The organism is Nonomuraea sp. NPDC005692 (genome assembly GCF_040631115.1).
Classification (GTDB): Bacteria; Actinomycetota; Actinomycetes; order Streptosporangiales; family Streptosporangiaceae; genus Nonomuraea.
The window spans coordinates 434,623-457,126 of record NZ_JBEXYU010000002.1 but is presented as its reverse complement, the minus strand read 5'-3'; the positions used below and the strand labels follow the sequence as shown (position 1 = coordinate 457,126).

Annotated in this window: 25 protein-coding genes and 1 pseudogene; 11 read left to right on the top strand and 15 right to left on the bottom strand. The window is 71.5% G+C overall.

Annotated features, from left to right (window positions below; genetic code table 11):
- The first annotated feature begins 58 nt into the window (after positions 1–58).
- The gene (locus ABZ459_RS07065) at positions 59–883 is read left to right on the top strand and encodes an NAD(P)H-binding protein (protein ID WP_357966933.1); all 825 of its coding nucleotides are present in this window, start codon (positions 59–61) and stop codon (positions 881–883) included.
- A 1-nt stretch (position 884) separates the two neighbouring features.
- On the opposite strand, the gene ABZ459_RS07060 is transcribed toward ABZ459_RS07065, so the two are convergent.
- Genes ABZ459_RS07060 through ABZ459_RS07040 form a run of 5 tightly spaced genes read right to left on the bottom strand, consistent with a single transcriptional unit; the run spans position 885 to position 6,613 of the window.
- On the bottom strand, positions 885–1,889 hold the full coding sequence (locus ABZ459_RS07060; RefSeq protein WP_357966930.1) for an ABC transporter ATP-binding protein: 1,005 nt from the start codon (positions 1,887–1,889) through the stop codon (positions 885–887).
- On the bottom strand, positions 1,886–2,866 hold the full coding sequence (locus ABZ459_RS07055) for an ABC transporter ATP-binding protein (protein ID WP_357966927.1): 981 nt from the start codon (positions 2,864–2,866) through the stop codon (positions 1,886–1,888). Before ABZ459_RS07055 ends, ABZ459_RS07060 begins: the two co-directional genes overlap by 4 nt.
- Positions 2,863–3,744 carry an ABC transporter permease gene (locus tag ABZ459_RS07050; RefSeq protein ID WP_357966924.1) on the bottom strand — a complete coding sequence of 294 codons (882 nt, stop codon included), beginning with the start codon at positions 3,742–3,744 and terminating at the stop codon, positions 2,863–2,865. The genes ABZ459_RS07055 and ABZ459_RS07050 overlap by 4 nt, the downstream gene beginning before the upstream one ends.
- Positions 3,741–4,796, bottom strand: a complete 1,056-nt coding sequence (locus ABZ459_RS07045) for an ABC transporter permease (RefSeq protein WP_357966921.1) — start codon at positions 4,794–4,796, stop codon at positions 3,741–3,743. Before ABZ459_RS07045 ends, ABZ459_RS07050 begins: the two co-directional genes overlap by 4 nt.
- Positions 4,793–6,613 (bottom strand): ABC transporter substrate-binding protein, encoded by a 1,821-nt coding sequence (locus ABZ459_RS07040; protein WP_357966918.1) that lies wholly within the window; start codon positions 6,611–6,613, stop codon positions 4,793–4,795. Before ABZ459_RS07040 ends, ABZ459_RS07045 begins: the two co-directional genes overlap by 4 nt.
- 146 nt (positions 6,614–6,759) lie before the next feature.
- On the opposite strand from ABZ459_RS07040, the gene ABZ459_RS07035 reads away from it, so the two are divergent.
- Complete coding sequence (locus ABZ459_RS07035; protein ID WP_357966915.1) at positions 6,760–7,113, top strand: DUF2809 domain-containing protein; 354 nt, start codon at positions 6,760–6,762, stop codon at positions 7,111–7,113.
- Between the two features lie 4 nt (positions 7,114–7,117).
- On the opposite strand, the gene ABZ459_RS07030 is transcribed toward ABZ459_RS07035, so the two are convergent.
- Entirely contained in the window at positions 7,118–7,378 is a 261-nt protein-coding gene (locus ABZ459_RS07030; RefSeq protein ID WP_352325934.1) for a heavy-metal-associated domain-containing protein, read from the bottom strand.
- Positions 7,379–7,487: 109 nt separating this feature from the next.
- On the opposite strand from ABZ459_RS07030, the gene ABZ459_RS07025 reads away from it, so the two are divergent.
- Positions 7,488–8,033 (top strand): type 1 glutamine amidotransferase domain-containing protein, encoded by a 546-nt coding sequence (locus ABZ459_RS07025; protein ID WP_357966912.1) that lies wholly within the window; start codon positions 7,488–7,490, stop codon positions 8,031–8,033.
- A gap of 121 nt (positions 8,034–8,154) precedes the next feature.
- On the opposite strand, the gene ABZ459_RS07020 is transcribed toward ABZ459_RS07025, so the two are convergent.
- Positions 8,155–8,709, bottom strand: a complete 555-nt coding sequence (locus tag ABZ459_RS07020) for a helix-turn-helix domain-containing protein (protein WP_357966909.1) — start codon at positions 8,707–8,709, stop codon at positions 8,155–8,157.
- Between the two features lie 92 nt (positions 8,710–8,801).
- Between ABZ459_RS07020 and ABZ459_RS07015 the strand changes: the two genes are divergently transcribed.
- The 4 genes from ABZ459_RS07015 to ABZ459_RS07000 all read left to right on the top strand — a co-directional run bounded on the left by ABZ459_RS07015 (position 8,802) and on the right by ABZ459_RS07000 (position 12,838).
- Complete coding sequence (locus ABZ459_RS07015; RefSeq protein WP_357966908.1) at positions 8,802–9,716, top strand: zinc-binding dehydrogenase; 915 nt, start codon at positions 8,802–8,804, stop codon at positions 9,714–9,716.
- 97 nt (positions 9,717–9,813) lie between these two features.
- Entirely contained in the window at positions 9,814–11,337 is a 1,524-nt protein-coding gene (locus ABZ459_RS07010) for an amino acid permease (protein ID WP_357966905.1), read from the top strand.
- A 117-nt stretch (positions 11,338–11,454) separates the two neighbouring features.
- A complete protein-coding gene (locus ABZ459_RS07005) occupies positions 11,455–12,291 on the top strand; it encodes an alpha/beta hydrolase (protein ID WP_357966902.1) in 837 nt (278 codons plus the stop codon).
- On the top strand, positions 12,284–12,838 hold the full coding sequence (locus ABZ459_RS07000; RefSeq protein WP_357966899.1) for a TetR/AcrR family transcriptional regulator: 555 nt from the start codon (positions 12,284–12,286) through the stop codon (positions 12,836–12,838). Before ABZ459_RS07005 ends, ABZ459_RS07000 begins: the two co-directional genes overlap by 8 nt.
- A gap of 4 nt (positions 12,839–12,842) precedes the next feature.
- On the opposite strand, the gene lipB is transcribed toward ABZ459_RS07000, so the two are convergent.
- Both lipB and ABZ459_RS06990 read right to left on the bottom strand, forming a co-directional pair.
- Complete coding sequence (lipB, locus tag ABZ459_RS06995) at positions 12,843–13,478, bottom strand: lipoyl(octanoyl) transferase LipB (protein ID WP_357966897.1); 636 nt, start codon at positions 13,476–13,478, stop codon at positions 12,843–12,845.
- On the bottom strand, positions 13,475–14,023 hold the full coding sequence (locus ABZ459_RS06990; protein WP_357966894.1) for a TetR/AcrR family transcriptional regulator C-terminal domain-containing protein: 549 nt from the start codon (positions 14,021–14,023) through the stop codon (positions 13,475–13,477). Before ABZ459_RS06990 ends, lipB begins: the two co-directional genes overlap by 4 nt.
- A gap of 61 nt (positions 14,024–14,084) precedes the next feature.
- Between ABZ459_RS06990 and ABZ459_RS06985 the strand changes: the two are divergent.
- A pseudogene (locus ABZ459_RS06985) lies at positions 14,085–15,443 on the top strand (FAD-dependent monooxygenase); the annotation flags it as partial.
- Positions 15,444–15,464: 21 nt separating this feature from the next.
- Here ABZ459_RS06985 and ABZ459_RS06980 read toward each other — a convergent pair.
- The 3 genes from ABZ459_RS06980 to ABZ459_RS06970 all read right to left on the bottom strand — a co-directional run bounded on the left by ABZ459_RS06980 (position 15,465) and on the right by ABZ459_RS06970 (position 17,142).
- A complete protein-coding gene (locus ABZ459_RS06980; protein WP_357966892.1) occupies positions 15,465–15,653 on the bottom strand; it encodes a PspC domain-containing protein in 189 nt (62 codons plus the stop codon).
- Between the two features lie 62 nt (positions 15,654–15,715).
- A complete protein-coding gene (locus ABZ459_RS06975) occupies positions 15,716–16,225 on the bottom strand; it encodes an HAD domain-containing protein (RefSeq protein WP_357966890.1) in 510 nt (169 codons plus the stop codon).
- Positions 16,222–17,142 (bottom strand): AraC family transcriptional regulator, encoded by a 921-nt coding sequence (locus ABZ459_RS06970; protein WP_357966887.1) that lies wholly within the window; start codon positions 17,140–17,142, stop codon positions 16,222–16,224. Before ABZ459_RS06970 ends, ABZ459_RS06975 begins: the two co-directional genes overlap by 4 nt.
- Before the next feature lie 75 nt (positions 17,143–17,217).
- On the opposite strand from ABZ459_RS06970, the gene ABZ459_RS06965 reads away from it, so the two are divergent.
- Positions 17,218–18,030, top strand: a complete 813-nt coding sequence (locus ABZ459_RS06965; protein WP_357966884.1) for an NAD(P)H-binding protein — start codon at positions 17,218–17,220, stop codon at positions 18,028–18,030.
- A gap of 109 nt (positions 18,031–18,139) precedes the next feature.
- Positions 18,140–18,964, top strand: a complete 825-nt coding sequence (locus ABZ459_RS06960) for an undecaprenyl-diphosphate phosphatase (RefSeq protein WP_357966881.1) — start codon at positions 18,140–18,142, stop codon at positions 18,962–18,964.
- Here ABZ459_RS06960 and ABZ459_RS06955 read toward each other — a convergent pair.
- Together ABZ459_RS06955 and ABZ459_RS06950 are read right to left on the bottom strand one after the other, a co-directional pair.
- Entirely contained in the window at positions 18,961–19,647 is a 687-nt protein-coding gene (locus tag ABZ459_RS06955) for a hypothetical protein (RefSeq protein ID WP_357966879.1), read from the bottom strand. The genes ABZ459_RS06960 and ABZ459_RS06955 overlap by 4 nt on opposite strands.
- Before the next feature lie 80 nt (positions 19,648–19,727).
- Positions 19,728–20,693, bottom strand: a complete 966-nt coding sequence (locus ABZ459_RS06950) for a hypothetical protein (protein ID WP_357966876.1) — start codon at positions 20,691–20,693, stop codon at positions 19,728–19,730.
- A gap of 71 nt (positions 20,694–20,764) precedes the next feature.
- On the opposite strand from ABZ459_RS06950, the gene ABZ459_RS06945 reads away from it, so the two are divergent.
- Positions 20,765–21,379 (top strand): TetR family transcriptional regulator, encoded by a 615-nt coding sequence (locus ABZ459_RS06945; protein WP_357966875.1) that lies wholly within the window; start codon positions 20,765–20,767, stop codon positions 21,377–21,379.
- Here ABZ459_RS06945 and ABZ459_RS06940 read toward each other — a convergent pair.
- On the bottom strand, positions 21,328–22,479 hold the full coding sequence (locus ABZ459_RS06940) for an MFS transporter (protein ID WP_357966872.1): 1,152 nt from the start codon (positions 22,477–22,479) through the stop codon (positions 21,328–21,330). The two genes, ABZ459_RS06945 and ABZ459_RS06940, sit on opposite strands and share 52 nt — an antisense overlap.
- Between the last annotated feature and the right edge of the window lie 25 nt (positions 22,480–22,504).

Genomic DNA, 22,504 nt, shown 5'->3' with positions numbered 1-22,504 from the left:
CGTTCCGTTCTGCTATAGTAAGAGCAGAACGTTCCGTTCCGAAAGAAGTGGGGTTCACATGACCATCCTCGTCACCGGTGCCACCGGGACCGTCGGCCGCCTCGTCGTCGAGGAGCTCCTCCAGGCCGGTCGCCAGGTCCGCGCGCTGACCAGGAACCCCGCCAAGGCCGCCCTCCCCGAGGGCGTCGAGGTCGTCGGCGGCGATCTCGCCGAGCCGGCCTCCCTGGCCGCCGCCTTCGAGGGCGTCATCGGGGTGCATTTCATCAACTTCGCCGGCGACGACTACGCGCCGCTGCCCGACGGCGCCGCGCTCGCCGAGCTGGCCGTCAACGCGGGCGTGCGCCGGGTCACCGTGCTCGGCGGCCGCGAGGACGGCGCGTTCGAGCAGGCGCTCGCCACCACCGACCTGGAGTGGACGCTGCTCCACCCGGTCGAGTTCATGGCCAACACGCTCCAGTGGTGGGCGCACACGATCAGGACGGAAGGCGTCATCAAGGAGCCGTTCGGCGACCGGCTGAGCGCCCTGGTGCACGAGCGGGACATCGCCGCGGTGGCCGCCAAGGTCCTGACCGAGGGCGGGCACGGCGGCCGGACGTACGTGCTGACCGGCCCCCGCGCGATCACCCTGCGGGAGAAGGCCGCCGTCCTGGCCGAGGCCGTCGGCAGGGAGGTCGGGTTCGTCGAGCTCACCGTGGACGAGGCGCGGGCCAAGTGGCGCGCCGACGGCATGGGCGAGCAGACCATCGAGTTCCTGGTCGGCGCGCTGGGCAACACGCCTGAGGTCGGCTACACGGTCGTCCCGACCGTCCGGGAGATCACCGGCCGGGACGCGCGTGACTTCGCCGAGTGGGCGCGCGAGCACGCCGACGCGTTCCGCGGGTGACCTACCCGGTGACCGCCGCGTAGTGGCAGGCGGCCTGGGCGTCGGGGACCGCGGGCAGGATGCTCAGCGCCTGCGACCGGCAGGCCGCGTCCACGCCCGCCTCCGCCGCGCGGCCGGAGGCCAGCACGTGGCAGCGGGGATGGAACCGGCAGCCACCCGGCACCCTGGTCGGGTCCGGCGGCTCGCCGGACAGCACGATCCGCTCGGGCGACTCCGGCAACACCGACATCAGCGCCTGCGTGTACGGATGCCGCGGCGCCGTCAGCACCTGCTCCACCGGCCCCGACTCGACGATCCGCCCCAGGTACATGACCGCGACCCGGTCGGCGATGTTCCAGGCCAGGCCGAGGTCATGGGTGACGACCAGGGCCGACAGGCCGAGGTCGGTCTTGAGCTTGAGCATCAGCGCCAGGATCTCGCCGCGCACGGAGGCGTCGAGCGAGGCCACGGGCTCGTCGGCGATCAGCACCTTCGGGTCGAGGGCGAGCGCGCCGGCGATCACGACCCGCTGCCGCTGCCCGCCGGACAGCTCGTGCGGGTAACGCAGGAAGAACCGCTCGGGCGGTCGCAGCCCGGCCCTGGACAGGGCCGAGGCCACGATCTCCTCCTCGTCGGGCAGGCCGTGGATGCGGGGCCCCTCGGCGACCGCCTCGTAGACGGTCTGGCGGGGGTTGAGCGAGCCCATCGGGTCCTGCAGGACGAGCTGGACCTGACGGCGGTAGGACTTGAGCGCCTTGGAGCCGTAGTTCAGCGCGGAGCCGTCGTAGCGGACCTCGCCGGACGTGGGACGTTCGAGGCCGAGCAGCGTGCGGGCCAGGGTGGTCTTGCCGCAGCCCGACTCGCCGACCAGGGCCACGATCTCGCCCTGGCCGATCGCCAGGTTGACCCCGTCGACGGCGCGGGCGCTGCGGCCCCGCGAGGAGAAGGCGACGTGCAGGTCACGGGCCTCCAGCAGCGCGCCCTTGCCCGTCGAGACGGTCTCGGCCGCGGTCTGCGTCTCGGTCATGAAGCCTCGACCTCCTCCTTGGAGCGTACGTGCACGCAGGCCGCGGCGTGGCGGGGACCGGCGGGCCACAGCTCGACGTCGAGACCCGCGCATTCGTCCAGCGCGACCGGGCAGCGCGGGTGGAAGGCGCAGCCGGTCGGGAGCTGCATCGGGTCCGGCGGGTCGCCGCCGAGCCCCTTGGGGGCCAGCCGCGAGACCGGGTCGCCCACGGTGGGGAACGCGGCCGCCAGCGCCCGGCTGTAGGGGTGGCGGGCGTCGTGGAACACCTCGCGGGAGGGGCCGTGCTCGACCACGCGGCCGGCGTACATGACCGCGAGCTGGTCGCAGACGTCGGCAAGGACCGACAGGTCGTGCGAGATCATGATCAGCGAGATGCCGTGCTCGGCGATCAGCTGCTTGATCAGCGTCAGGACCTGCGCCTGGACCATCACGTCGAGCGCGGTGGTCGGCTCGTCGGCGATGATCAGGCGGGGCGAGCAGGCCAGCGCCATCGCGATCATCACGCGCTGCCGCTGGCCGCCGGACAGCTCGTGCGGGTAGCTGCGGGCCCGCCAGGCGGGCAGGCCGACCTGTTCGAGCAGCTCGCCGACGCGCTTGCGGGCGCCGTCCGGCTTGGCCAGGCCGTGCACGAGCAGCGGCTCGGCGATCTGCTCGCCGATCCGGCGCACGGGGTTGAGGCCGTGCTGCGCGCCCTGGAACACGATCGAGGCCTCGGCCCAGCGCACGGCCCGCATGCGTCCCCACTTCATGGTGAGGACGTCGTCGCCGTCGAGCAGGATCCGGCCGCCGACGCGCGTGCTCTTGGGCAGGAGCCTGAGCAGCGCCATGGCCAGCGTCGACTTGCCGGACCCCGACTCGCCGGCGACTCCGAGTGCCGCTCCGGGGTCGAGGGTCAGCGACACGCCGCGCACCGCGGGCACCTCGCCCGACGCGATGCGGTAGGTCACCGACAGGTCGTCCAGTTCGAGGAGACTCATGCCGCCCTCCTGAGCCTTGGGTTCAGCACGGCCTCCAGCGCCCGTCCGACGAGGGTGAACGCCATGACGACCACGAGGATGGCCAGACCGGGGAGGATGATGTACCACCACGCGCCCTCGTTGGCCGCGCCGTAGTCGTAGGAGCCGCGCAGCATGGTGCCCCACGAGGTCTTGTTCGCGCTGGCGCCGAGGAAGGCCAGCGTGGACTCGGTGACGATCGCGCTGGCCACCTCCAGCGTCGTGCTGGCCAGCAGCAGCGGCGCCACGTTGGGCAGCACGTGCCGGGTGGTGATGTGCCAGTGGCCGCCACCGAGCGCCTTGGAGCGTTCGATGTAGGGCCGGGCCTCGACGGCGAAGGTCTGCGCCCTGATCAGCCGGGCCGTGGACGGCCAGGTGGTGACCCCGATCGCCATGATGATGGTGAACGTGCTGCCGCCGAGGATGGCCGCCAGCACCAGCGCGGTCACCAGCGAGGGCAGCACCAGGAACCAGTCGGTGACCCGCATCAGCGCGCCGCCGAGCCAGCCGCCGAAGTGCCCGGCGGCGATGCCGATGACCATGCCGATCACGATGCTGAGCAGCGCGGCCAGGAAGCCGATGAGCAGCGAGGCGCGCGACCCCCACCAGATCATCAGCAGGATCGACCGGCCCGACTCGTCGGTGCCGAAGGGGAAGGCCAGGCTGGGGGCGTCGAACTCGTCGCCGGGGGCGTCGATGACGCTCGTCACGCCCTCGTCGATGAACAGCGGCGCGACCAGCGCGAGCACCACGGCGACCAGCAGGATGACCATACCGATCACCCCGGCGCGGTGCCTGCGGAAGTCGGTCCAGAAGTTGGTCAGCGCCTGCCGCCTGCGCGTGGCAGCGACACTCGTCATGCCGACCTCACCCTCGGGTCGAGAACGTGGTAGAGCACGTCGGCCAGCGTGTTCATGAGGATCACGGCCACGGTGATGAGCATGAACGTGCCCTGCATGAGCGTGAAGTCGGGGACCCGGACCGCCCGGTAGAACAGCTGCCCGAGGCCCGGCCAGGTGTAGATCGTCTCCACGGTGACCGCGCCGCCGACCACAAAGCCGATGCGCATGAAGACCAGCGTCACCGTGGGCAGCAGGGCGTTGGGCACCGCGTGGCGGCGGCGTACCTCGTCGTCGCGCAGGCCCTTGGCGCGGGCCACGGTGATGTAGTCCTGGCTGACCTCCTCCAGCAACGACGACCGCATGACCAGCAGGTACTGGGCGTAGATCACCGCCACCAGGGTCAGGCACGGCAGCACCATGTGCGAGGCCACGTCGAGCAGGTAGGCGAACCCGTCGGGCGCGTCGACGCTCTCGATGCCGCGGAAGGGGAAGATGCCGGGGATCGGGCCGATGCCCACGCCGAGCACCATCATCAGCAGCAGGCCGAGCCAGAACGTCGGCACCGACCACAACACCAGCGACAGACCGGTGGAGAAGCGGTCGAACCGGCTCCCCCGCTGCCATCCGGCCCTGGTGCCCTGCCAGAGGCCCAGGCTGACCGCGATGACCAGCCCGGTCCCGGCCAGCAGCAGCGTCGGGCCGATGCGCTCGCCGATGAGATCGAGCACCGGCCGCTTGTACTCGTACGACGTGCCCAGGTCGAGCCTGAGCGTCTTGCCGACGAAGTCGAGGAACTGGTCGAGCACCGGCTTGTCGAGACCGAGCCGGTGACGTTCCATGTCGAGCTGCGCCGGGGTCATGTTGCGGCCCTGCGCCAGGTTCCGCACCGGATCGCCGGGCAGCAGGCGGAAGACGAAGAACGTCCCGACGATCACCGCGGCGATGCTGAACAGCGCCCCGCCGGCCTTCGACAACACGTACTTCAGCGTGCCGTGGCGAGCGGGGCGGTCCTCACCAGGGCCCGCCGCCTGGACGGCGGCGGGCTCTGCTGCTTCGAGCGGTGTTGTCATTCGCGCTCGTCCGCGGCGCTCTTGCGCCGCCTGGTCAGGAGGAAGGCCACGAGGCCGATGACCACCACGCCGCCGACCACGCCGACGATGAGACCGGTGTTGGAGCCGGAGCCGCCGTCGGAGGCCGAGCCGCCGGCCGCGGTCGCCTTGACGTCGGCCGTGTAGAACGGCCAGTAGCCGCTGCCGCCGTACAGCAGACCCTTGTCCTCGGGGATCGGGGTGATGCTGGTGATCCGGTCCTTGCGGTAACCCTCGAGGTCGTTGGGGTAGTAGATCGCGATGACGGGGGCGTCGGTGTAGAGCCGCTGCTCCATCTGCTTGATGAGCTCGGCGCGCTTGGGCCGGTCGAGCTCCTTGAGCTGCTCCTGGTAGAGCTTCTCGAAGGTCGGGTCGCAGTAGAACGACTCGGTGCCGCCGCCCTCGCCGCCCGGCGCCGGCCTGCGGCTGCACAGGTGGGTGGCCAGGATCTCCTCGGGGTCGGGGTTGACCGACCAGCCGCTGATCGCGATGTCGAACAGCGCCGTGACGCCGGTCTCCTCGGTGAACTTGCTGGAGTCGAGCTTCTGGGTGGTCAGCGTGACGCCGATCTCCTTGAAGAAGCCGGTCAGGTACTCGGCGAGCTTGTCCTCGATCGGCGTGTCGGTGTGGATGCTGAAGCGGAACTCCAGCTTGCGCTTGCCGTCGGGCATCGTCCGGACGCCGTCGGCGCCCTTCTTGTAGCCGGCGTCGTCGAGGATCTTGTTCGCCTTGGCCACGTCGTAGGTGACCTTCTCCTCGCCCGTGGCCTCCCAGAAGAAGTCCTTGAACATGGGCGGGATGATCGAGCCGTCGGCCGGCTTGGCCAGGCCGCTCTGCACCTCGTCGACCAGCTTCTGCTTGTCGATGGCGAAGTGCAGCGCCTGGCGCACCTTCGGGTCCTTCAGCGCCGGGTGGCCGTCGCCGATGGGCTTGTTGTCGGTGGTGGTGGCGCCGTGGTTGATCTGCAGGTACGCGGCCCGGCGGCCCTGGGTGTTCCATGCCTCGATGTTCGGGTCGTTCTCGATGGCCTGGAACTCCGGCGGCGTCATGCGGCCGAGCAGGTCGATGTCGCCCTTCTTGAGCCCGGCGATGGCGGCCTGCGGGTTGTCGTAGAAGATGAACTGGAGTTCGTCGACCTTCGGCTTGCCCCGCCAGTAGTTGGGGTTGGCCTGCAGCTTGACGTACTGGTCCTTCTTGTGCTCGACCGCGATGTACGGGCCGCTGCCCACGGTCGGGTACGTCTCCGCCTCGTAGTTGGCCATGTCGGTGACCTTCTCCCACACATGCTTGGGCATGATCGGGACCGGGTTCTCCAGCATGGACGCCTGCGGTGCCTTGGTCTTGATGATCAAGTCCTGGCCGTTGGCGGTGACGCTCGCGAAGTTCTCCACGGCGGGGCCGTTGGCCGTCTTGGCCGCCTCGTCCGTCATCATCTTGTTGAACGTCCAGGCGGCGTCCTCGGCCGTCACCGGCTGGCCGTCGGACCACTTGGTGTTGCGGATCTTGAACGTCCAGGTGAGCCCGTCGTCGGACGTCGTCCACGACTCGGCCAGGTCGGGGCTGGGCTGGAGCGTCTTGGAGTCAGGGACGGTGAGGAAGCCGTACATCGTGCGCTGGATCGCGGTGGAGACCAGCCGGACCGCCAGGAACGGGTTCATGGAGTCCATCGCCTGGGTGGCGCCGACGCGTAGGATCTTCTTCCCCGCCGCAGGTTCCTGGGCCTGGGCCGCCGTCGCTCCTTGGCCGGCCACTAAAAGCGCGACGCCCAGCACAGCCAGGCGTGCGAACCATTTCCTCATGATGCCTCACCTTCAGGCGGGGGATTCCTGTGTAGATGAAGGCACACCATACGGAGACCGCGTGTCAACGAGTGGCGGAAAATTGTTTCATTCTCGTTTCCTTCCGCGGTGTAAATTTTCAGTACGCTTGGCAATACCGTGATCGGGTGCCTCGCCTGCCCGTTCTCCTCGCCGCCGTCGTGACCGTCGTGGCGGGGCTCGCCGTCCGGATGTGGTGGGACGGGCCCGTGCCCAAATACGCCGGTGACGCGCTGTACACCGTACTGATCTACGCGCTCGTCGTCCTGGTGCTGCCGCGCGTGCGGCCGTGGGTCGCCGCGGTGGGGTCGGGCGGGCTGAGCTGGGCGATCGAGTTCGCCCAGCTCGGCGAGATCCCGGCAGTCCTGCGGCCACTGCTGGGCAGCACCTTCAACCCGCCCGACCTGCTCTGGTACGCCGTCGGCGCGGCCGCCGCGTGCGCCGCGCACACCCTGTGGGCCTCCCGGCGGCGATCCCCCTGAGAGGTCAGTGGCAGCCGCCCGAGCCGCAGCACGAACCGGCCTGCGGCAGCAGCTCCCGGCCGCCGCCCAGCTCGTAGCCGGCCTCGACGACGGCCGACTCGATGACGGCCTGGTCGATCGGCGCGCTGCTGGTCACGACCATCTCCTTGGCCGCGAGGTCGACCTCGACGGCCTGAACCCCGTCGACCTTGCCGACCTCGGCCCGCACCGAGCTGACGCAGTGGCCACAGGTCATGCCCTCGACCTGGTACGCGGTGATCACCATGCCCGAACTCCTCTTCTCTCGGCTTCGCGCCTCACTATATACCCCCCAGGGGTAAATGCGCATACTTCCCCGATGTCCGGATAGGGGAGGGAAAAACGAAGGGACAGTCATGTTGAACGGCAAGACCATCGCGTTCCTGGTCGCTCCCGAAGGGGTCGAGCAGGTCGAGCTCACCGAGCCGTGGCAGGCGGTCAAGCAGGCGGGCGGCACGCCCCGGCTGGTCTCCACGTCCTCGGGACGGATCCAGGCGTTCAACCATCTGGACAAGGCCGACACCTTCGCCGTGGACGCCACGGTGGACGACGCCGACCCCGGCGACTTCGACGCCCTGCTGCTCCCCGGGGGCGTCGCCAACCCCGACTTCCTGCGCACGGTGCCGCAGGCGGTCCGGTTCGCGCACGCCTTCTTCGACGCCGGCAAGCCGGTGGCCGCCATCTGCCACGCCCCCTGGACGCTGGTCGAGGCGGACGTCGTGCGCGGGCGTACGCTCACGTCCTGGCCGAGCCTGCAGACCGACCTGCGCAACGCCGGCGCGACCTGGAAGGACCAGGAGGTCGTGGTCTGCACGGACGGCCCGAACACCCTGGTCACCAGCCGCAAACCGGACGACCTCAAGGCCTTCTGCCAGGCCGCCACGGACGCCTTCTCGGCATAGGGCCAGAACCCGGCCCCGCGCCCGCCCGGACCCGGCCGCGCACTCGCCAGAACCCGGCCCCGCGCCCGCGTCGGCCTGCCCTGAGGCCGCGCCGGCCCCTTGGGCCGGCCCCTTGGTGGGCTCAGGCGCGCAGCAGCGCCTCGGCGACGCCGCGCACCGAGCTCCTGAGCCGGTCGGCGCCGCCCTCGGCCATCACGTGCCGGGCGAGGTCGGCGTCGAAGGAGGCCAGCAGGGTGTGGGCGGCGAACTCGGCGTCGAGCCCCGGCGCCGCCGCCGCGACCAGCGCCGTCACGTGGGCGTGCCACCGCAGATAGGTGGGGTCGCGGTATTTGTCGGCCGCGCAGGCCCGTTCGTGCGCGGCGAACAGCGCCAGGTTGCGCTCGGCCAGCCCGGCCAGCTCGTCCAGGAACGCGAGCAGCCGCTCCCGGGGCGGCGCCGCCGGCCCGAGCGGCGAGCCGGGCGACTCGATGGCCTCGGCCAGGGCGGCGGCACGCTCGGCCAGCAGCTCCTGGAACAGGCCGGTCCTGCTGCCGAAGCGGCGGAACAGCGTGCCCTTGCCCACCCCCGCCGCCGCGGCCACCCGGTCGAGCGAGATGTGCTCGGCGCCGTGGGCGTACAGGAGCTCTTCGGCGGCCCGCAGGATCGCCTCCCTGTTGCGGGTCGCGTCTGATCGCACCAAGGCTCCTCCTTGCAAGCGGACTGTCGGTCCCCATAGTATCCCGGCAACGAAGCGGACCGCCGGTCCGCATGGTCGCGGGAGGATTTCGTATGCGCGCACTGGTGGTCGGCCCGGGGGCCGTGGGGCGGCTCGCCGACGTTCCCGAGCCCGTTCCGGGGGCCGGGCAGGCACTCGTCGAGGTGCGGCGGACGTCGGTCAACTTCAGCGAGCTGCGGCACCTGGACCGCCTGCCCGAGGGCGTCGTGCTCGGCTACGACGCCGCCGGGGTGGTGCTGCGGCCCGCCGCGGACGGCACGGGCCCGGCCGAGGGCGCGCGGGTGGCGGCGTTCGGGGCGGGGGCGTGGGCGGAGCGGGCGGCGTTCGACACCGGCTCGCTCGCCGTGGTGCCCGACGGGGTCGACCTGGCGGTGGCCGCCGCCCTGCCGATGTCCGGCCTGACCGCGCTGCGCTCACTACGCGCCGCGGGCGTCTCCCTCGGCTCGCGCGTGCTCGTGACGGGGGCGTCCGGCTCGGTCGGGAGGCTGGCCGTGCGGCTCGCCAGGCTGGCCGGGGCCCACGTCGTCGCCTCGGTGAGCTCCCCCGCCCGCGCCCGGACCCTCGGCCCGGACGTGGACATCGTGACCGGCCTGGACGGCGTGGCCCCCGTGGACGTCGTGATCGAGCTGGTCGGCGGCCCGACCCTGGTGACCGCCTGGGGCCTGCTCAAGCCGGGCGGCAACCTCCAGAGCGTCGGCTGGGCCGGCGGGCAGCCGGCCGTCTTCCCGCCGGGCTCGACCTTCTCCCTCGGCCCCGCCCGCTCGATGAGCTCGTTCGGCGACGTCGACTCCCCCGGCCCCGACCTGGCCTTCCTGCTCGGCCTCGTGGCCGCGGGCGACCTGTCCGTCGAGATCGGCCGGCGCGTGCCCTGGGACCGCCTGGACGAGGCCGCCGCGGCCCAGCTCGACCGCACGGTCACGGGGAAGGTCGTGCTCGACATCGACCCGGCGGGACACGGTCTCTCCTGACCACATCGAAACTCATCTGTCACGCCTTGTTCCTCGGGAAGAAATGGTCTAGACCTAGACCAAACAGAGCGTCCTCCGCGCCCCCCAGGGAGACCTCATGTCACTCGAAGAGGATTCCAGGCGACTCGCCGAGCTCGGCTACAAGCAGGAGCTGGCCCGGACCTGGAGCGGCTTCTCCAACTTCGCGATCTCCTTCTCCATCATCTCGATCCTCGCCGGCTGCTTCACGACCTTCGGGCAGGCCTGGAACAACGGCGGCCCCATCGCCATCTCGTGGGGCTGGCCGCTGATCTCCGCGTTCATCCTGATCATCGGTTTCTGCATGTCGGAGCTGGTCTCGGCGTTCCCGACGGCGGGCGGCATCTACTGGTGGGCCGCCACCATGGGCAAGCCGATCCACGGCTGGTTCACCGGCTGGCTCAACCTGATCGGCCTCATCGCGGTCACCGCGTCGGTCGACTACGGCTGCGCCACGTTCCTCAACATCACGATCAGCCGCCTGACCGGCGGCGCGTGGGAGGGGACGCTCCCCCAGGCGTTCCTGCTGTTCGTGATCATCCTCATCCTGCACGCGCTCATCAACATCTTCAGCCACCGGCTCATCTCGCTGCTGCAGAACATCAGCGTGTGGTGGCACGTCGCGGGCGCGGTCGTCATCGTCGCGATCCTCGTCCTCGCGCCGTCCGAGCACCAGTCGCTCGGCTTCGTGTTCGGCGGCACGATCAACAACTCCGGCTTCGGCGACGGCGGCGTGCCCTTCTGGCTGTACGTGCTCCCGCTCGGCTTCCTGCTCACCCAGTACACGATCACCGGGTTCGACGCCTGCGCCCACGTGTCGGAGGAGACGCAGGGCGCGGCCAGGACGGCCGCTCGCGGCCTGTGGCAGTCGATCTTCTACTCGGCGATCGGCGGCTGGATCCTGCTGCTGGCGTTCCTGTTCGCCGCGACCAACGTGGACGAGATCAACAAGCAGTCCGGCTTCGTCGGCGCCATCTTCGAGACCGCGCTCTCCTCCCCGCTGGCCACCGCGATCTTCGCGATCTCCACGATCGGCCAGTTCTTCTGCGGGATGAGCTGCGTCACCTCGATGTCGCGCATGACGTACGCGTTCTCGCGCGACGGCGCGGTGCCCGGCTGGCGGCTGTGGTCGAAGGTGGACCGCAACCGCACCCCGGTCAACGCGATCCTCGCCGGCTGCCTCATCGCCGCCCTGATCACCCTGCCCGCCCTGTACGCCCCGGCCGGCTCGACGACCCCGGTCGCCTTCTACGCCGTCGTGTCGATCGCGGTCATCGGCCTCTACCTGGCGTTCCTCATCCCGATCTGGCTGCGCCTGCGCATGGGCGACGCCTTCCGTCCCGGCCCGTGGACGCTCGGCCGCAAGTACCGGGTGCTGGGCTGGATCGCCTGCGTCGAGATCGTCATCGTGTCGATCTACTTCGTCATGCCGTTCTCCCCGGCCGGCGTGCCGGGGAACAAGGACTTCACCTGGACGTCGGTCAACTACGCGCCGATCGCGGTCGGCGTCGTGCTGATCGGCATCTGGTTGTGGTGGAGCCTGTCGGCCAGGCACTGGTTCACCGGCCCGCGCCGCACGATCGACGAGGTGCCGATCTCCTGACCACCCCTTCGGGCGGGCACGGCCGATCCGGCCGTGCCCGCCTTTTCTGCTGCTTGACATCGCTTGGCTAAAGACTTTAGCTTTAGGGCTATAAGAGTTAGCCGAGAGGGGTTGGACATGACGGAGTTCCTGGCGGTCGAGGGTGGACAGCTCGCCTACGAGGTGACCGGCGAAGGGCCGCTGATGGTGCTGGCGCACGGCATGGGCGTCGGGCGGCAGTCGTTCCGGCTCCTGGTGCCCGAGCTGGTGGCGGCGGGTTTCCGGGTGGCGACCACGGACCTGCGCGGTCACGGCGAGTCCAGCCGCGACTGGCCCTCCTACACCCGCACCGACGTCGCGGGCGACCTGCTCGCGCTGGTCCGCCACCTGGGCGGCCCGGCGGTCCTGGTGGGCCACTCGTTCGCGGGCGGGGCCGTCACGATCGCCGCCGCGCAGGCGCCCGAGCTGGTCAGTGCCGTGGTGGAGATCGGCCCGTTCACCCGGGTGCAGAAGATCGACGGCGGCGGCCTGCTGCGCAACGCCCACCATCGCAAGGGGGCCATGTTGCTGCTCGGCGCGGCGCTCCTGCGCAGCATCGGCCTATGGAAGAAGTACCTCGACCACGCCATGCCGGGCGTCAAGCCCGCCGACCACGCGGAGCACATCGCGGCGCTCGAAGCCGACCTGCGCCGGCCCGGCCGGATGGCCGTGGTCTCCAAGATGGGCCAGGTGCCCCCCACCGACGCCGGCGCGCGGCTCCCCGACCTGACCCGCGACGTGCTGGTCGTGATGGGCACGCTCGACCCCGACTGGGCCGACCCGCGCGCCGAGGCGGAGGGCATCGTGGCCGCCATGCCCGCCGGGCGCGGCCGGATCGCCATGATCGAGGGCGCCGGCCACTACCCGCACGCCCAGTTCCCGGCTCAGGTGGCCGCCGAGGTGCTGGCGTTCGTCAAGGAGCGCGTGCATGCCTAGGGCGGCGTTGTCCCGGGACACGGTCGTCGACCTGGCGGTGTGCCTGGTGGACGAGAACGGGCCCGAGGCCCTGACGCTCTCGGCGCTGGCGGCCCGCGCCGGGGTCGCGACGCCGTCGTTGTACAAGCACGTGCGCAACCTGGCCGAACTGCGCGAGCTGCTGTCGGTGCGGGTCACCGACGAGATCACCGACGAACTGGCCCAGGCGGTGCTGGGCCGTTCCCGCGACGAGGCCGTCGGCGCGCTCATGGACGCCTGGCGCGCCTACGTCACCCGCCACCCGCACCGCTACGCGATGGTCATCCAGCAGCCGCACCCCGGCATGCGGACGTCGGGCGAGCGCCTGATGGGCATCATGCTCGCGGCGCTGCGCGGCTACGGACTGGAAGGCTCCGACGCGATCCACGCGGCCCGCTGCCTGCGCGCGGCGGCGCACGGGTTCGCGGTGCTGGAGGCGTCGGGCGGGTTCGGCCTGCCCGAGCTGCTCGACGACAGCTACGACCTGCTCAAGCACATGGTCGTGGCCGGGCTGGCCACTCCCCGCTGAGCGGTCAGGACGCCTCGAAGGCGGCGGCCACGGCGGGCCGCACGTCCTGCATGGTGATGTCGTCCAGCTCGCGCTTGAGCGAGGTCATGTCCACGTCGGGCATGCCGCAGGCCACCGCCCAGTTCCAGGGCGTGAGGTCGCCGTCGACGTTGAGCGCGAACCCGTGGCTGGTGACCCCCCGGCTCTGGCGCATGCCGATCGAGATGATCTTGCGGCCGGTCGCGGACGTCCAGACGCCGGTCAGCAGCTCCGAGCCCGGCGGGGTGTCACGCCGCTCGGCGGGCAGGCCGAGCTTGCCCAGCGCCTCGACCAGGCGCAGCTCCACCTCCCGCACGTAGTCGACGATGCCCTCGTCCTCGCCGAGCTTGACGATGAGATAGCCCACGAGCTGGCCGGGGCCGTGGTAGGTGAGCTGCCCGCCGCGCCCGGTCTCCAGCACGGGGATGCCGCGCGCGGGATCGGGCAGGTGCTCGGCGGGGGTGCGCCGGCCGACGGTGTAGACGGGCGGGTGGCTGAGCAGCCAGAGCGTGTCCGGCCGTTCGTCCCGCTGGCGCTGCCCGACGAGGTCGGTCATGCGCTCCATCGCCGTGTCGTAGTCGACCAGATCGTCCTGCAGAAGTGTCAGCGGCCTTGCCCTCATCCTTCGAGGATAAGACGCATCCCGGACACCAGCGCACGCAGCCCGAACTCGAAGTCTCCGTCGGGGTCCTCCTCAGGCCGCGCGTCGAGCGGCACGGCCGGCCCGCGCTCGTCGATCGCCGAGCCGAGGGCGAACCTGCCGACCGCGATCAGCGCCCTGACCGCCTGCTCGCCGGTGAATCCCGCCTCGGTCAGCGGCCTGATGAGCGCGGGCAGCTCGGCCAGCCGGCGCGGCGTGGGCCGGGACCCGGCGTGCACGAGGGCGCCGTCCCGGTACGACAGCAGCGCGCTGCGGATCACCCGGCCACGGGACATGAGCCAGTTGTCCCATTCCTGACCGGGTTCGGGCACGTCGAGACGCTCCAGCGTGTCGGCGAGCATCTCCTCGGCCATCTCGTCGAGCAGTTCCTGCTTGTTCTTGAAGTGCCAGTAGAGGGCCGGCTGTTTCACGCCCAGCTCGTCGGCCAGCCTGCGGGTGGTCAGCCCGTCGATGCCCACCTCGTTGAGCAGCCGCAGGGCCGCGCGTACCGCCGTCCGCCGTTCCACGCTTGACAACTTATCAAAGATAAGGCTTTATCAGTGATAAGCACTTATCGTTGATAAGGAGATGCGGATGGACGTCGTCATCGCCGGGGCCGGCCCGGTCGGGCTGATGCTGGCCTGCGAGCTGCGCCTGCGCGGCGTGCGCACACTCGTGCTCGACCGGCTCGCCGCCCCCACCGGCCTGTCCAGGGCGCTCAACCTGCACCCCCGCTCGGTCGACACCTTCGCCATGCGGGGGCTGCTCGACCGGCTCGGCGACGCGCCCCGCCTGGACCTGCAGCACTTCGCCGGCATGCGGGTGCTCGACCTGACGGCCACCCGGACCCCGCACCCGTACGGGCTGCTGATCCCGCAGTCGCGGGTGGAGGAGATCCTGGAGGCGCGGGCGCTGGAGCTGGGCGCGGAGATCGTCCGGGGCCGGGCGGTGACCGGCCTGACGCAGGACGGGTCGGGCGTGACGGTCGAGACCGGCGACGGCACGGCGTACCGGGCGGGCTGGCTCGTCGGCTGCGACGGCGGCCGGAGCACGGTGCGCAAGCTGGCCGGGATCGCCTTCCCCGGCACCCCCGCCACCCTGGCCGCCTACGTCGGTGACGTCACGGTCGCCGGCGGCACGCCGACCGGCTGGGTCCGCACCGGCCACGGCCTGTTCCAGTGGCCGTTCGTCCGGCCCGACGGCACGACCAGGATCCTGACCGTCGACCACGGCCGGGTGCACGCGGACCGGGACGCCCCCGTGACGATCGAGGAGTTCTCGGCCAGCGTGCGCCGGCACCTCGGGGACGCCGCCCCCGAGATCACCGGGGCGACCTGGCTGTCCCGCTTCTCCGACGCGGCCAGGCAGGCCGAGCGCTACCGGGCCGGCCGGGTGTTCCTGGCCGGCGACGCGGCCCACGTGCACATGCCGTTCGGCGGCCAGGGGATGAACACCGGCCTCCAGGACGCCGTCAACCTGGGCTGGAAACTCGCCCTGGCGGTGCGCGGGACGGCCCCGGCCGGGCTGCTCGACAGCTACCACGCCGAACGACATCCGGTGGCCGCCGCCGTGCTGGCGAACACCCTCCAACAGGTCGAGCTGTCCGCGCCGGACGCCGGGACGACCCGGCTGCGCGACCTGTTCGCCCAGCTCATGACCGTCCCCGAGGCCAACAGGATGCTGGCCGAGGACGTGAGCGCGGCGTCGGTGCGGTACGCGGCGGGCCAGAACCCGCTCGTCGGCGCCTTCATGCCCGAGGGCCTGCGGCTGGACGACGGCCGCGGGCTGCTCGTCACCTCCGACCCGGCCCTGCGCACCGCGGGGGCGCGCTGGGCCGATCGGGTGGACGTCGTGCCCGGCGACCGCGGGCTGCTGGTGCGGCCCGACGGTTACGTGGCCTGGGCCGAACCCTGCGCGGAGCCCGCCGAGGCGGCGCTCACGCGGTGGTTCGGCGGACCGGCGGACGCGTCAGTGGGAGTAGCCCCTCGGCTGCTCCGGGACGAGGATCCACATGGCGACGTAGACCACCCAGAGCGGGCCGGGGATGAGCGACAGCAGCAGCCAGAGGATGCGGACGAGGGTCGGGGGCAGGCCCATCTTGTCGGCGAGCCCGCCGCAGACGCCGGCCAGAATCCTGTGCTCCCTTGAGCGGTACATGCTGTTCCTCCGTGTCGTGATGACCTACCGGTAAAACGGACAGCAGTGCCGCCGCTATCCCGCTAGGGACCCTGAGAAAACCCTGTAAGGGTCAGCCACTCATGAGCCATGCCCAGATGTTCCCTGGTCAGTCCATGTCTGGGATCGACGTGGATCAACAGGAAATTCTCCAGACCCTGATGCACCCTGAGGTACTGCTCGTCCTGCGCCCACACCTGGTCGTCGAACCACACGAACGGCCGCCGCCCGGCGTACGCGGCGACGTGCGGCGTCTTGAACATCTCGCCGTGCTCGGTCCGGGTCCGGTCGGGGCCCATGGTGACGACCGGGAGCGTGGGCAGGCCGATCCTGGGAGAGATCCACTCGTTGGCGTGGTGCTCCCAGGTGGTGGCCCAGACCAGCTCGGCGCCCGTGGTCAGGGCCAGGTCGAGGAGCCGGCGGCCGTGGCGGGGGTTGAGGTGCACGGTATAGACGTCGGTGCCGATCGTGCAGCGGTAGCGCCGGAAGTCGGGCGTGGGGCGGCCCATCGGGTTGAGCACGCCGTCGACGTCGAGCAGCAGCAGGGGTTTCACCTCGCCGCTCCGGTCCGGTGCTCCTGGGGGCTGACGCCGCGTACGCGCTTGAAGGCCGTGCTGAGCGCGAACGGGCTGCCGTAGCCGACCTTCCTGGCCACCGAGCCGATCGTGGCGTCGGGCTCGCGCAGCAGGTCGGCGGCGAGCGCGAGCCGCCAGTCGGTGAGGAAGGACATCGGCGGCTCCCCGACCAGGTCGGTGAACCGCCTGGCCAGCGCCGCCCTGGAGACCCCCACCTCGGCGGCGAGGGCGGCGACCGTCCAGGGGTGGGCGGGGTTGTTGTGCAACATCCGCATCGCCCTGCCCACGATCGGGTCGCCCATCGCGCGGTACCAGGCGGGCGCCTCGTGGGTGGCGAACCACGACCGCAGCACGGCGATCAGCAGCAGGTCGAGCAGCCGGTCGAGCACCGCGGACTGGCCCGGGTCGTCCTTGACGATCTCGGCGCCGAGCAGCGAGATGACCGGCCCGCCCGGCTGCACGAGAAGCTGGGGCAGCGCGTCGAGCAGGCGCCTGCTGACCTCGCCCTCCAGCGTGTACGTGCCGGTGATCAGCACGGTGCCGCCCGCCGGGTCGTTGCCCCAGGTGCGCACGCCGAGGTCCATCGACTGGTACAGCGACTCGCCGTCGACAGTGGTGCAGCGCTGGCCGGGATGGATGACGATCTGCGGCGCGGTGCCGGGGGCGTCGGCCACCACGTACGGCTCCGGCCCCCGCAGGATGGCCACCTGCCCGGGTTCGAGGCGGGCCGGCTCGCCCTTGTCCGGCAGCACCCACGCCTCACCGGACAGCAGGGCCACCAGCGTGAGCGGGGCCTCGTCCTGGATGCGCATCGACCACGGCGGGTCGAGGATCGACCGGAGCAGGAAGGCGCTCCGCGCTCTCGGTCCGTCGAGCAATGCCGCGAGCTGATCCATGGGCTAGACGATCGCATATGGCAACGCGCTTCTCAACCATGGAGAGTCTTATGGGTATGACGGCTTACTAGATGCATGACGATTTTGGTTCTGGGCGGAACCGGCAAGACCGGCCGCCGTGTCGCTGACCGGCTCACCTCTCTCGGCCTTCCCGTGCGGATCGGCTCCCGCTCGGCCAGCCCGTCCTTCGACTGGGCGGACCGCTCCACCTGGGCCGCCGCGCTGGACGGCGTCGAGTCCGTGTACGTGTCCTACTACCCCGACCTGGCGTTGCCCGGCGCGTACGAGGACGTCCTGGAGCTCACCCGGCTCGCCGCGGACGCCGGGGTGCGGCGGCTGGTGCTGCTGTCGGGCAGGGGCGAGCCGGGCGCCGAGGCGAGCGAGCAGACCGTGCGGGAGTCCGGCCTGGACTGGACGATCGTGCGCTGCGGCTGGTTCATGCAGAACTTCAGCGAGGGCTTCCTCTTCGACCAGGTCCTCGACGGCGTGCTGGCGATCCCGGTGGCCGACGTGCCCGAGCCGTTCGTGGACGCCGACGACATCGCCGACGTGGCCGTGGCCGCCCTCACCCAGGACGGGCACGCGGGCCGCCTGTACGAGCTGACCGGCCCGAGGCTGCTGACGTTCGCCGACGCGGCGGCCGAGCTGTCGAAGGCCACGGGTCGCACGATCACCTCCATCCAGGTCACGCCGGAGGAGTACGTGGCCGGGGCGGTGGCGGCGGGCGTGCCGATCGGCGAGGCCGAGGGCCTGACCGGGCTGTTCACCGAGGTGCTCGACGGCCGCAACGCCCACGTGACGGACGGCGTCCGGGAGGCGCTGGGCCGTCCGGCCCGCGACTTCGCCGACTACGCCGCGGCCAACGCCGCGGTGTGGGCCGCACGCTGAGGGCGGGCCGGCTCTCCCCCGGCCTGCTCAACCTGCTGGGCGGGCAACTGCGCGGCCCCCGTTTCCGCTAACCTCACCCTGGTCACTCCCGTAACCGGAAGGTGTAGTCGTGATCGGCTGGCTCGAAGCGGTGGTGCTGGGGCTCGTCCAGGGGCTCACGGAGTTCCTGCCGATCTCCTCCAGCGCCCACATCCGTGTGGTCTCCGCCTTCTTCGGCTGGCAGGACCCGGGGGCGGCCTTCACGGCGGTCATCCAGCTGGGCACCGAGGCCGCGGTGCTCATCTACTTCCGCAAGGAGCTGTGGGAGATCGTCTCCACGTGGGTCCGCTCGCTGTTCGACCGGGAGCTGCGCGGCCACTGGGCGGCCCGCATGGGCTGGTACGTCATCGTCGGCACGCTCCCGATCGGCGTGCTCGGCCTGGCGTTCAAGGACCAGATCGAGACCGTCTTCCGCGACCTGCGCGTGGTCGGCACGACGCTGATCGTCTTCGGCTGCATCCTGTGGTTCGCCGACCGCACCGCGCGCAACAAGCTGACGCTGGAGAAGCACCTCAGCTTCACCCACGCCATCGTCTACGGCTTCGCGCAGGCGCTGGCCCTCATCCCGGGCGTCTCCCGCTCGGGCGGCACGATCACGGCGGGCCTGCTGCTCGACTACCGCCGCGAGGACGCCGCCAAATACTCGTTCCTGCTGGCCATCCCCGCCGTGCTGGCCTCGGGGGCGTTCGAGCTGAAGGACATCGGCGAGGGGCAGGCCCCCGCGTGGGGGCCCACCATCCTGGCGACGCTGATCTCGTTCGCCGTCGGCTACGCGGCGGTGGCCTGGTTCCTGAAGTACATCAGCACCCACCGGTTCACCGCGTTCGTGATCTACCGCATCCTGCTCGGCTTCTTCGTCATCCTGGCGGTCACCCTGGGCTGGATCCCGGCCTAGGCCGACACGGCCGTCCGGTCGAGGGCGGGCGAGGGGTAGTAGGCCGCCCACGCCTCGTCGCCCATGCGCAGGACCTTCAGGCCGGTCCAGCCGAGGCCGGCGACGGGCAGGGCCCAGAACAGCACGGTCACGGGGCCGTACTCGATGGGGAAGGAGACGACGTACCCGACGAAGACGAGCAGCGGCACCCACCAGCCGACGAACCCGGCCCGCCACACGGCGACGACCAGCAGCGGCAGGCCCAGCACGGCGAAGAACATCCACGGCATCTGGAAGCCGAAGATCACGCCGGGCAGGTTCAGCATCTCGTCGAGGATCTTCTGCGCCTGCTCCGGCGGGTTGTGCCGGCCCAGCCACCACTCGACGGGGTCGATCATCAGCAGGGCCGACGTCGAGATGTAGCCGATGGCCGTCGCCGCGCCGGCGATGTGGCCCAGCACGGTGGCCTTGCGCCTGGTGAGGTGCACCAGGGCGATGGCCGCCAGGCCCATGAACATCCAGCTCCAGTGGTAGAGCGCCGACTCGGCCTGGGCCAGCGCGGGGTTGTCGCCGTAGCTGACCGCCTCGCGGGAGTCGCCCCACGTGCCGGGGTCGATGACGACGGCCACGAACTGCAGGAGCGGGGCCGCGATGAGCAACGTGCCCGCCGCGACGCGGCGGAAGGTCACCTGGTTCCTGAACATGCCGGCGACGGTACGTGCCGCCGCCGCCACCCGTCGTCCGCCTGCGGGGCGACCGGAGGTCACCTCCGAGGCGGAGAAGATCAGACCGCCACCGGCGTGCGCGGGGCGGCGGGGGCCGCCTGCGCCCGGCGTCCGGGCAGGGCGAGCAGGACCAGGCCGAGCAGCGCCCACAGGGCCAGCACCCCGACCGGCGTCCACAGGGCGGCCCCGCCGAAGAACACCGTGTTGCGCACCGCCTCGGCGGCCGGGCCCACGGGCAGGACGCGGCCGACGGCGGCGTACCACTCGGGGATGTAGCGGGCGCCGAGCGGTCCGCCGCTCGCCGGGAGCCCGATCGGGACGAACAGCAGCGCCGCCACCCCGACCCCCGGCGTGCCGATGACCTTGACCAGCCCGGCGACCACCAGGCCGACCGCCAGCGCGATGCCCGACGAGACCGCCACCAGCGGGCCGAAGCGGCCCGGCAGCGCGCCGAACACCACGTCGGCCAGCCACGCGACGGCCGTGCCCGCCACCAGCGAGCCCGCGGCCAGGACGCCGACCCGTGCCGCCGCGCCCAGACCCGGCGCGACCCGGGCGAGCAGCACGGCCAGCGCGATCCCCGGCAGCAGCACGCTGAGCACGTAGAACATGCCGGAGATGCCGCCGGCGTCACCGGGCGGCAGCGGGACGGCGTCCTCGACCTTCAGGGTGCGGCCCTGTGCCTGCGCGGCCCCCTGGAAAGCCGCGGTGATCACCGTCGCGCCGGTGCGGCCGCCCGCGCTCGCCACCACCAGCCTGCCCTCCCCCGGGACGAGCACGGCGTCCACCTCCCGGTCCAGCAGCGCGGCCCGCGCGGCTTCGGCCGACCCGTACGGGCTCAGCGTGAACGCCCCCGCCCGCCGCCCGTCGATGCCGCTCTGGAGCTGACGCACCTGCTCGGCGGGCGCGACGACGGCGACCGGCACGCCGTGCGGTTCCGGCGCGTGGAAGGCCCCGAGGAACGACCCGGCGAACAACATCCCCAGCAGCGCGACCCCGACCACGAGGCCAATGATCCTGCGCATTTTTCACCACCTGATGAGTTCATCGATGTTGAATTCGAGGGTAGACGAATTCCACGTGGTTGAATAGCCCTATGGCCGAGGAACGCGGAAGACGACCGGGAAACCCGCAGACCAGGCAGGAGATCCTGGAGGCGGCGATGGAGTCCTTCGCCGCCCACGGCTACGGCGGCACCACGATCAGGGCCGTGGCGCGGGCCGCAGGTGTCGATCCGGCGCTGGTGATGCACTTCTTCGGCAACAAGGACGGCCTGTTCGAGGCCGCGATCAAGGCCAGCATGCCGGTCGCGCTGATGGTCGGCGCCCTCGACGGCGACGCGTCGGGCATCGGCGAGCGGCTGGTGACCCGCTACCTGGAGTTGTGGGAGGACCCGCGGCACGGCCCCCGGCTCTCGGCCGTGCTGCACGCGGCCGCCGCCACCCCGGCGACGGCCGCGCTGCTGAAGGAGCTGCTGGGCCGGGAGCTGCTCGCCCCGATCGCCCGCCGGCTGCCCGGCGCCCATCCCGAGGTCCGCGCGCTGCTGGCGGCCTCCCAGCTGCTCGGCCTGGCCATGATCCGCTACATGCTCAGGCTCGACCCGCTGGCCTCGCTGCCCGCCGGCCAGGTCGCGGCCCTGACCGCGCCCAACGTCCAGCGTTACCTGACGGGCACGCTCTCGCTCGACGAGATCGCCGCCGCCCGGGGGTAGGTCGCCAGGGTGAACAGCAGCGCCGCCACGCCGAGCCCGGTGGCCAGCACGACCACCCCTGCCCTGCCGTACGCGTCCAGGGCCATGCCGCCCGCGATGCCGGCCGCGAACAGGCCGACGTACTGGGCGGACGACAGCAGGCCGAGCCCGATCGGCACGTTGTCCGGCACCGCGGCCACCGTCCTGAACTGCTGGGCCGGCGCGATCAGCCAGCCGAGCGCGCCCCACAGGAACGCCCAGACCAGCGCGATCGGCAGGGCCAGGTTCGCGACGGGGATCAGGGCCAGGAAGACCGTGGAGGCGGCCAGGCCGATCAGCACCATCCTGCGCGGCCCGTAGGCGTCGGTGAGACGCCCGCCGAGCTGGTTGCCCACGATGCCGCCGAGCCCCCACGCCCACAACACGGCCGGCAGCGGCAGGTCGAACAGTGACCCGATGTAGGTGTAGGCGGTGAACCCGGCGCCGAACATCAGCAGCTGGGTGACCAGCACCACCAGCACCCGCCGGTCGGCCAGCGGCGCGAACCGCTCGCCGAGCCGTCCCGACACGGCGACCCTGACGTCGGGCACGAGCGCCGCCACCCCGGCGAAGCCGATCACGCCCAGCCCGACGACCAGCCATATCGTCGCCCGCCAGCCCGAGACCGAGCCCAGCCAGGTGCCCAGCGGCACGCCGACGGCCGAGGAGACGCTCAGCCCGCCCATCACCAGCGCCAGCGCCCGCCCGCGCCGGTCGGGCGAGGTCAGCACGTTGGCCACGCCCGAGGCGGTCGGGGTGAACATCGCCGCGCCGGCCGCGGCCACCACCCGCGTGGCCATGACCAGCGGGTACGTCGGAGCCAGCGCGGTCAGCACGTTGCCCGCGACGAACACGGCCAGCGCCAGCAGCAGCAGCCGCTTGCGCGACAGGCGGGCGGTGAGCGCGGCCAGCAGCGGGGACAGCACCGCGTACGCCAGGGCGAACACGGTCATGAGCTGCCCGGCGGCGGACGTGGAGATCCGAAGGTCCGCGGAGATGGGGGTGAGCAGCCCGGCGGTGACGAACATGCCAGTACCGATGGCGAAATTTCCGGCAGCAAGGGGATAGAGCCGGGAACTCATGGAACCTCCAGCCGATTAGTTGGAC

Bases quoted from the DNA above. Each gene is read 5' to 3' on its own strand.
- ABZ459_RS07010 (WP_357966905.1), top strand. From the start codon at position 9,814: ATGTCACTCGAAGAGGATTCCAGGCGACTCGCCGAGCTCGGCTACAAG.
- ABZ459_RS07030 (WP_352325934.1), bottom strand. From the start codon at position 7,378: ATGGTGATCACCGCGTACCAGGTCGAGGGCATGACCTGTGGCCACTGC.
- ABZ459_RS06950 (WP_357966876.1), bottom strand. From the start codon at position 20,693: ATGCGCAGGATCATTGGCCTCGTGGTCGGGGTCGCGCTGCTGGGGATG.
- ABZ459_RS07000 (WP_357966899.1), top strand. From the start codon at position 12,284: ATGCCTAGGGCGGCGTTGTCCCGGGACACGGTCGTCGACCTGGCGGTG.
- lipB (WP_357966897.1), bottom strand. From the start codon at position 13,478: ATGAGGGCAAGGCCGCTGACACTTCTGCAGGACGATCTGGTCGACTAC.
- ABZ459_RS07065 (WP_357966933.1), top strand. From the start codon at position 59: ATGACCATCCTCGTCACCGGTGCCACCGGGACCGTCGGCCGCCTCGTC.
- ABZ459_RS07060 (WP_357966930.1), bottom strand. From the start codon at position 1,889: ATGACCGAGACGCAGACCGCGGCCGAGACCGTCTCGACGGGCAAGGGC.
- ABZ459_RS06965 (WP_357966884.1), top strand. From the start codon at position 17,218: ATGACGATTTTGGTTCTGGGCGGAACCGGCAAGACCGGCCGCCGTGTC.
- ABZ459_RS06940 (WP_357966872.1), bottom strand. From the start codon at position 22,479: ATGAGTTCCCGGCTCTATCCCCTTGCTGCCGGAAATTTCGCCATCGGT.
- ABZ459_RS06970 (WP_357966887.1), bottom strand. From the start codon at position 17,142: ATGGATCAGCTCGCGGCATTGCTCGACGGACCGAGAGCGCGGAGCGCC.
- ABZ459_RS07045 (WP_357966921.1), bottom strand. From the start codon at position 4,796: ATGACAACACCGCTCGAAGCAGCAGAGCCCGCCGCCGTCCAGGCGGCG.
- ABZ459_RS07050 (WP_357966924.1), bottom strand. From the start codon at position 3,744: ATGACGAGTGTCGCTGCCACGCGCAGGCGGCAGGCGCTGACCAACTTC.
- ABZ459_RS07015 (WP_357966908.1), top strand. From the start codon at position 8,802: ATGCGCGCACTGGTGGTCGGCCCGGGGGCCGTGGGGCGGCTCGCCGAC.
- ABZ459_RS06980 (WP_357966892.1), bottom strand. From the start codon at position 15,653: ATGTACCGCTCAAGGGAGCACAGGATTCTGGCCGGCGTCTGCGGCGGG.
- ABZ459_RS06945 (WP_357966875.1), top strand. From the start codon at position 20,765: ATGGCCGAGGAACGCGGAAGACGACCGGGAAACCCGCAGACCAGGCAG.
- ABZ459_RS07005 (WP_357966902.1), top strand. From the start codon at position 11,455: ATGACGGAGTTCCTGGCGGTCGAGGGTGGACAGCTCGCCTACGAGGTG.
- ABZ459_RS07055 (WP_357966927.1), bottom strand. From the start codon at position 2,866: ATGAGTCTCCTCGAACTGGACGACCTGTCGGTGACCTACCGCATCGCG.
- ABZ459_RS07025 (WP_357966912.1), top strand. From the start codon at position 7,488: ATGTTGAACGGCAAGACCATCGCGTTCCTGGTCGCTCCCGAAGGGGTC.
- ABZ459_RS06955 (WP_357966879.1), bottom strand. From the start codon at position 19,647: ATGTTCAGGAACCAGGTGACCTTCCGCCGCGTCGCGGCGGGCACGTTG.
- ABZ459_RS07040 (WP_357966918.1), bottom strand. From the start codon at position 6,613: ATGAGGAAATGGTTCGCACGCCTGGCTGTGCTGGGCGTCGCGCTTTTA.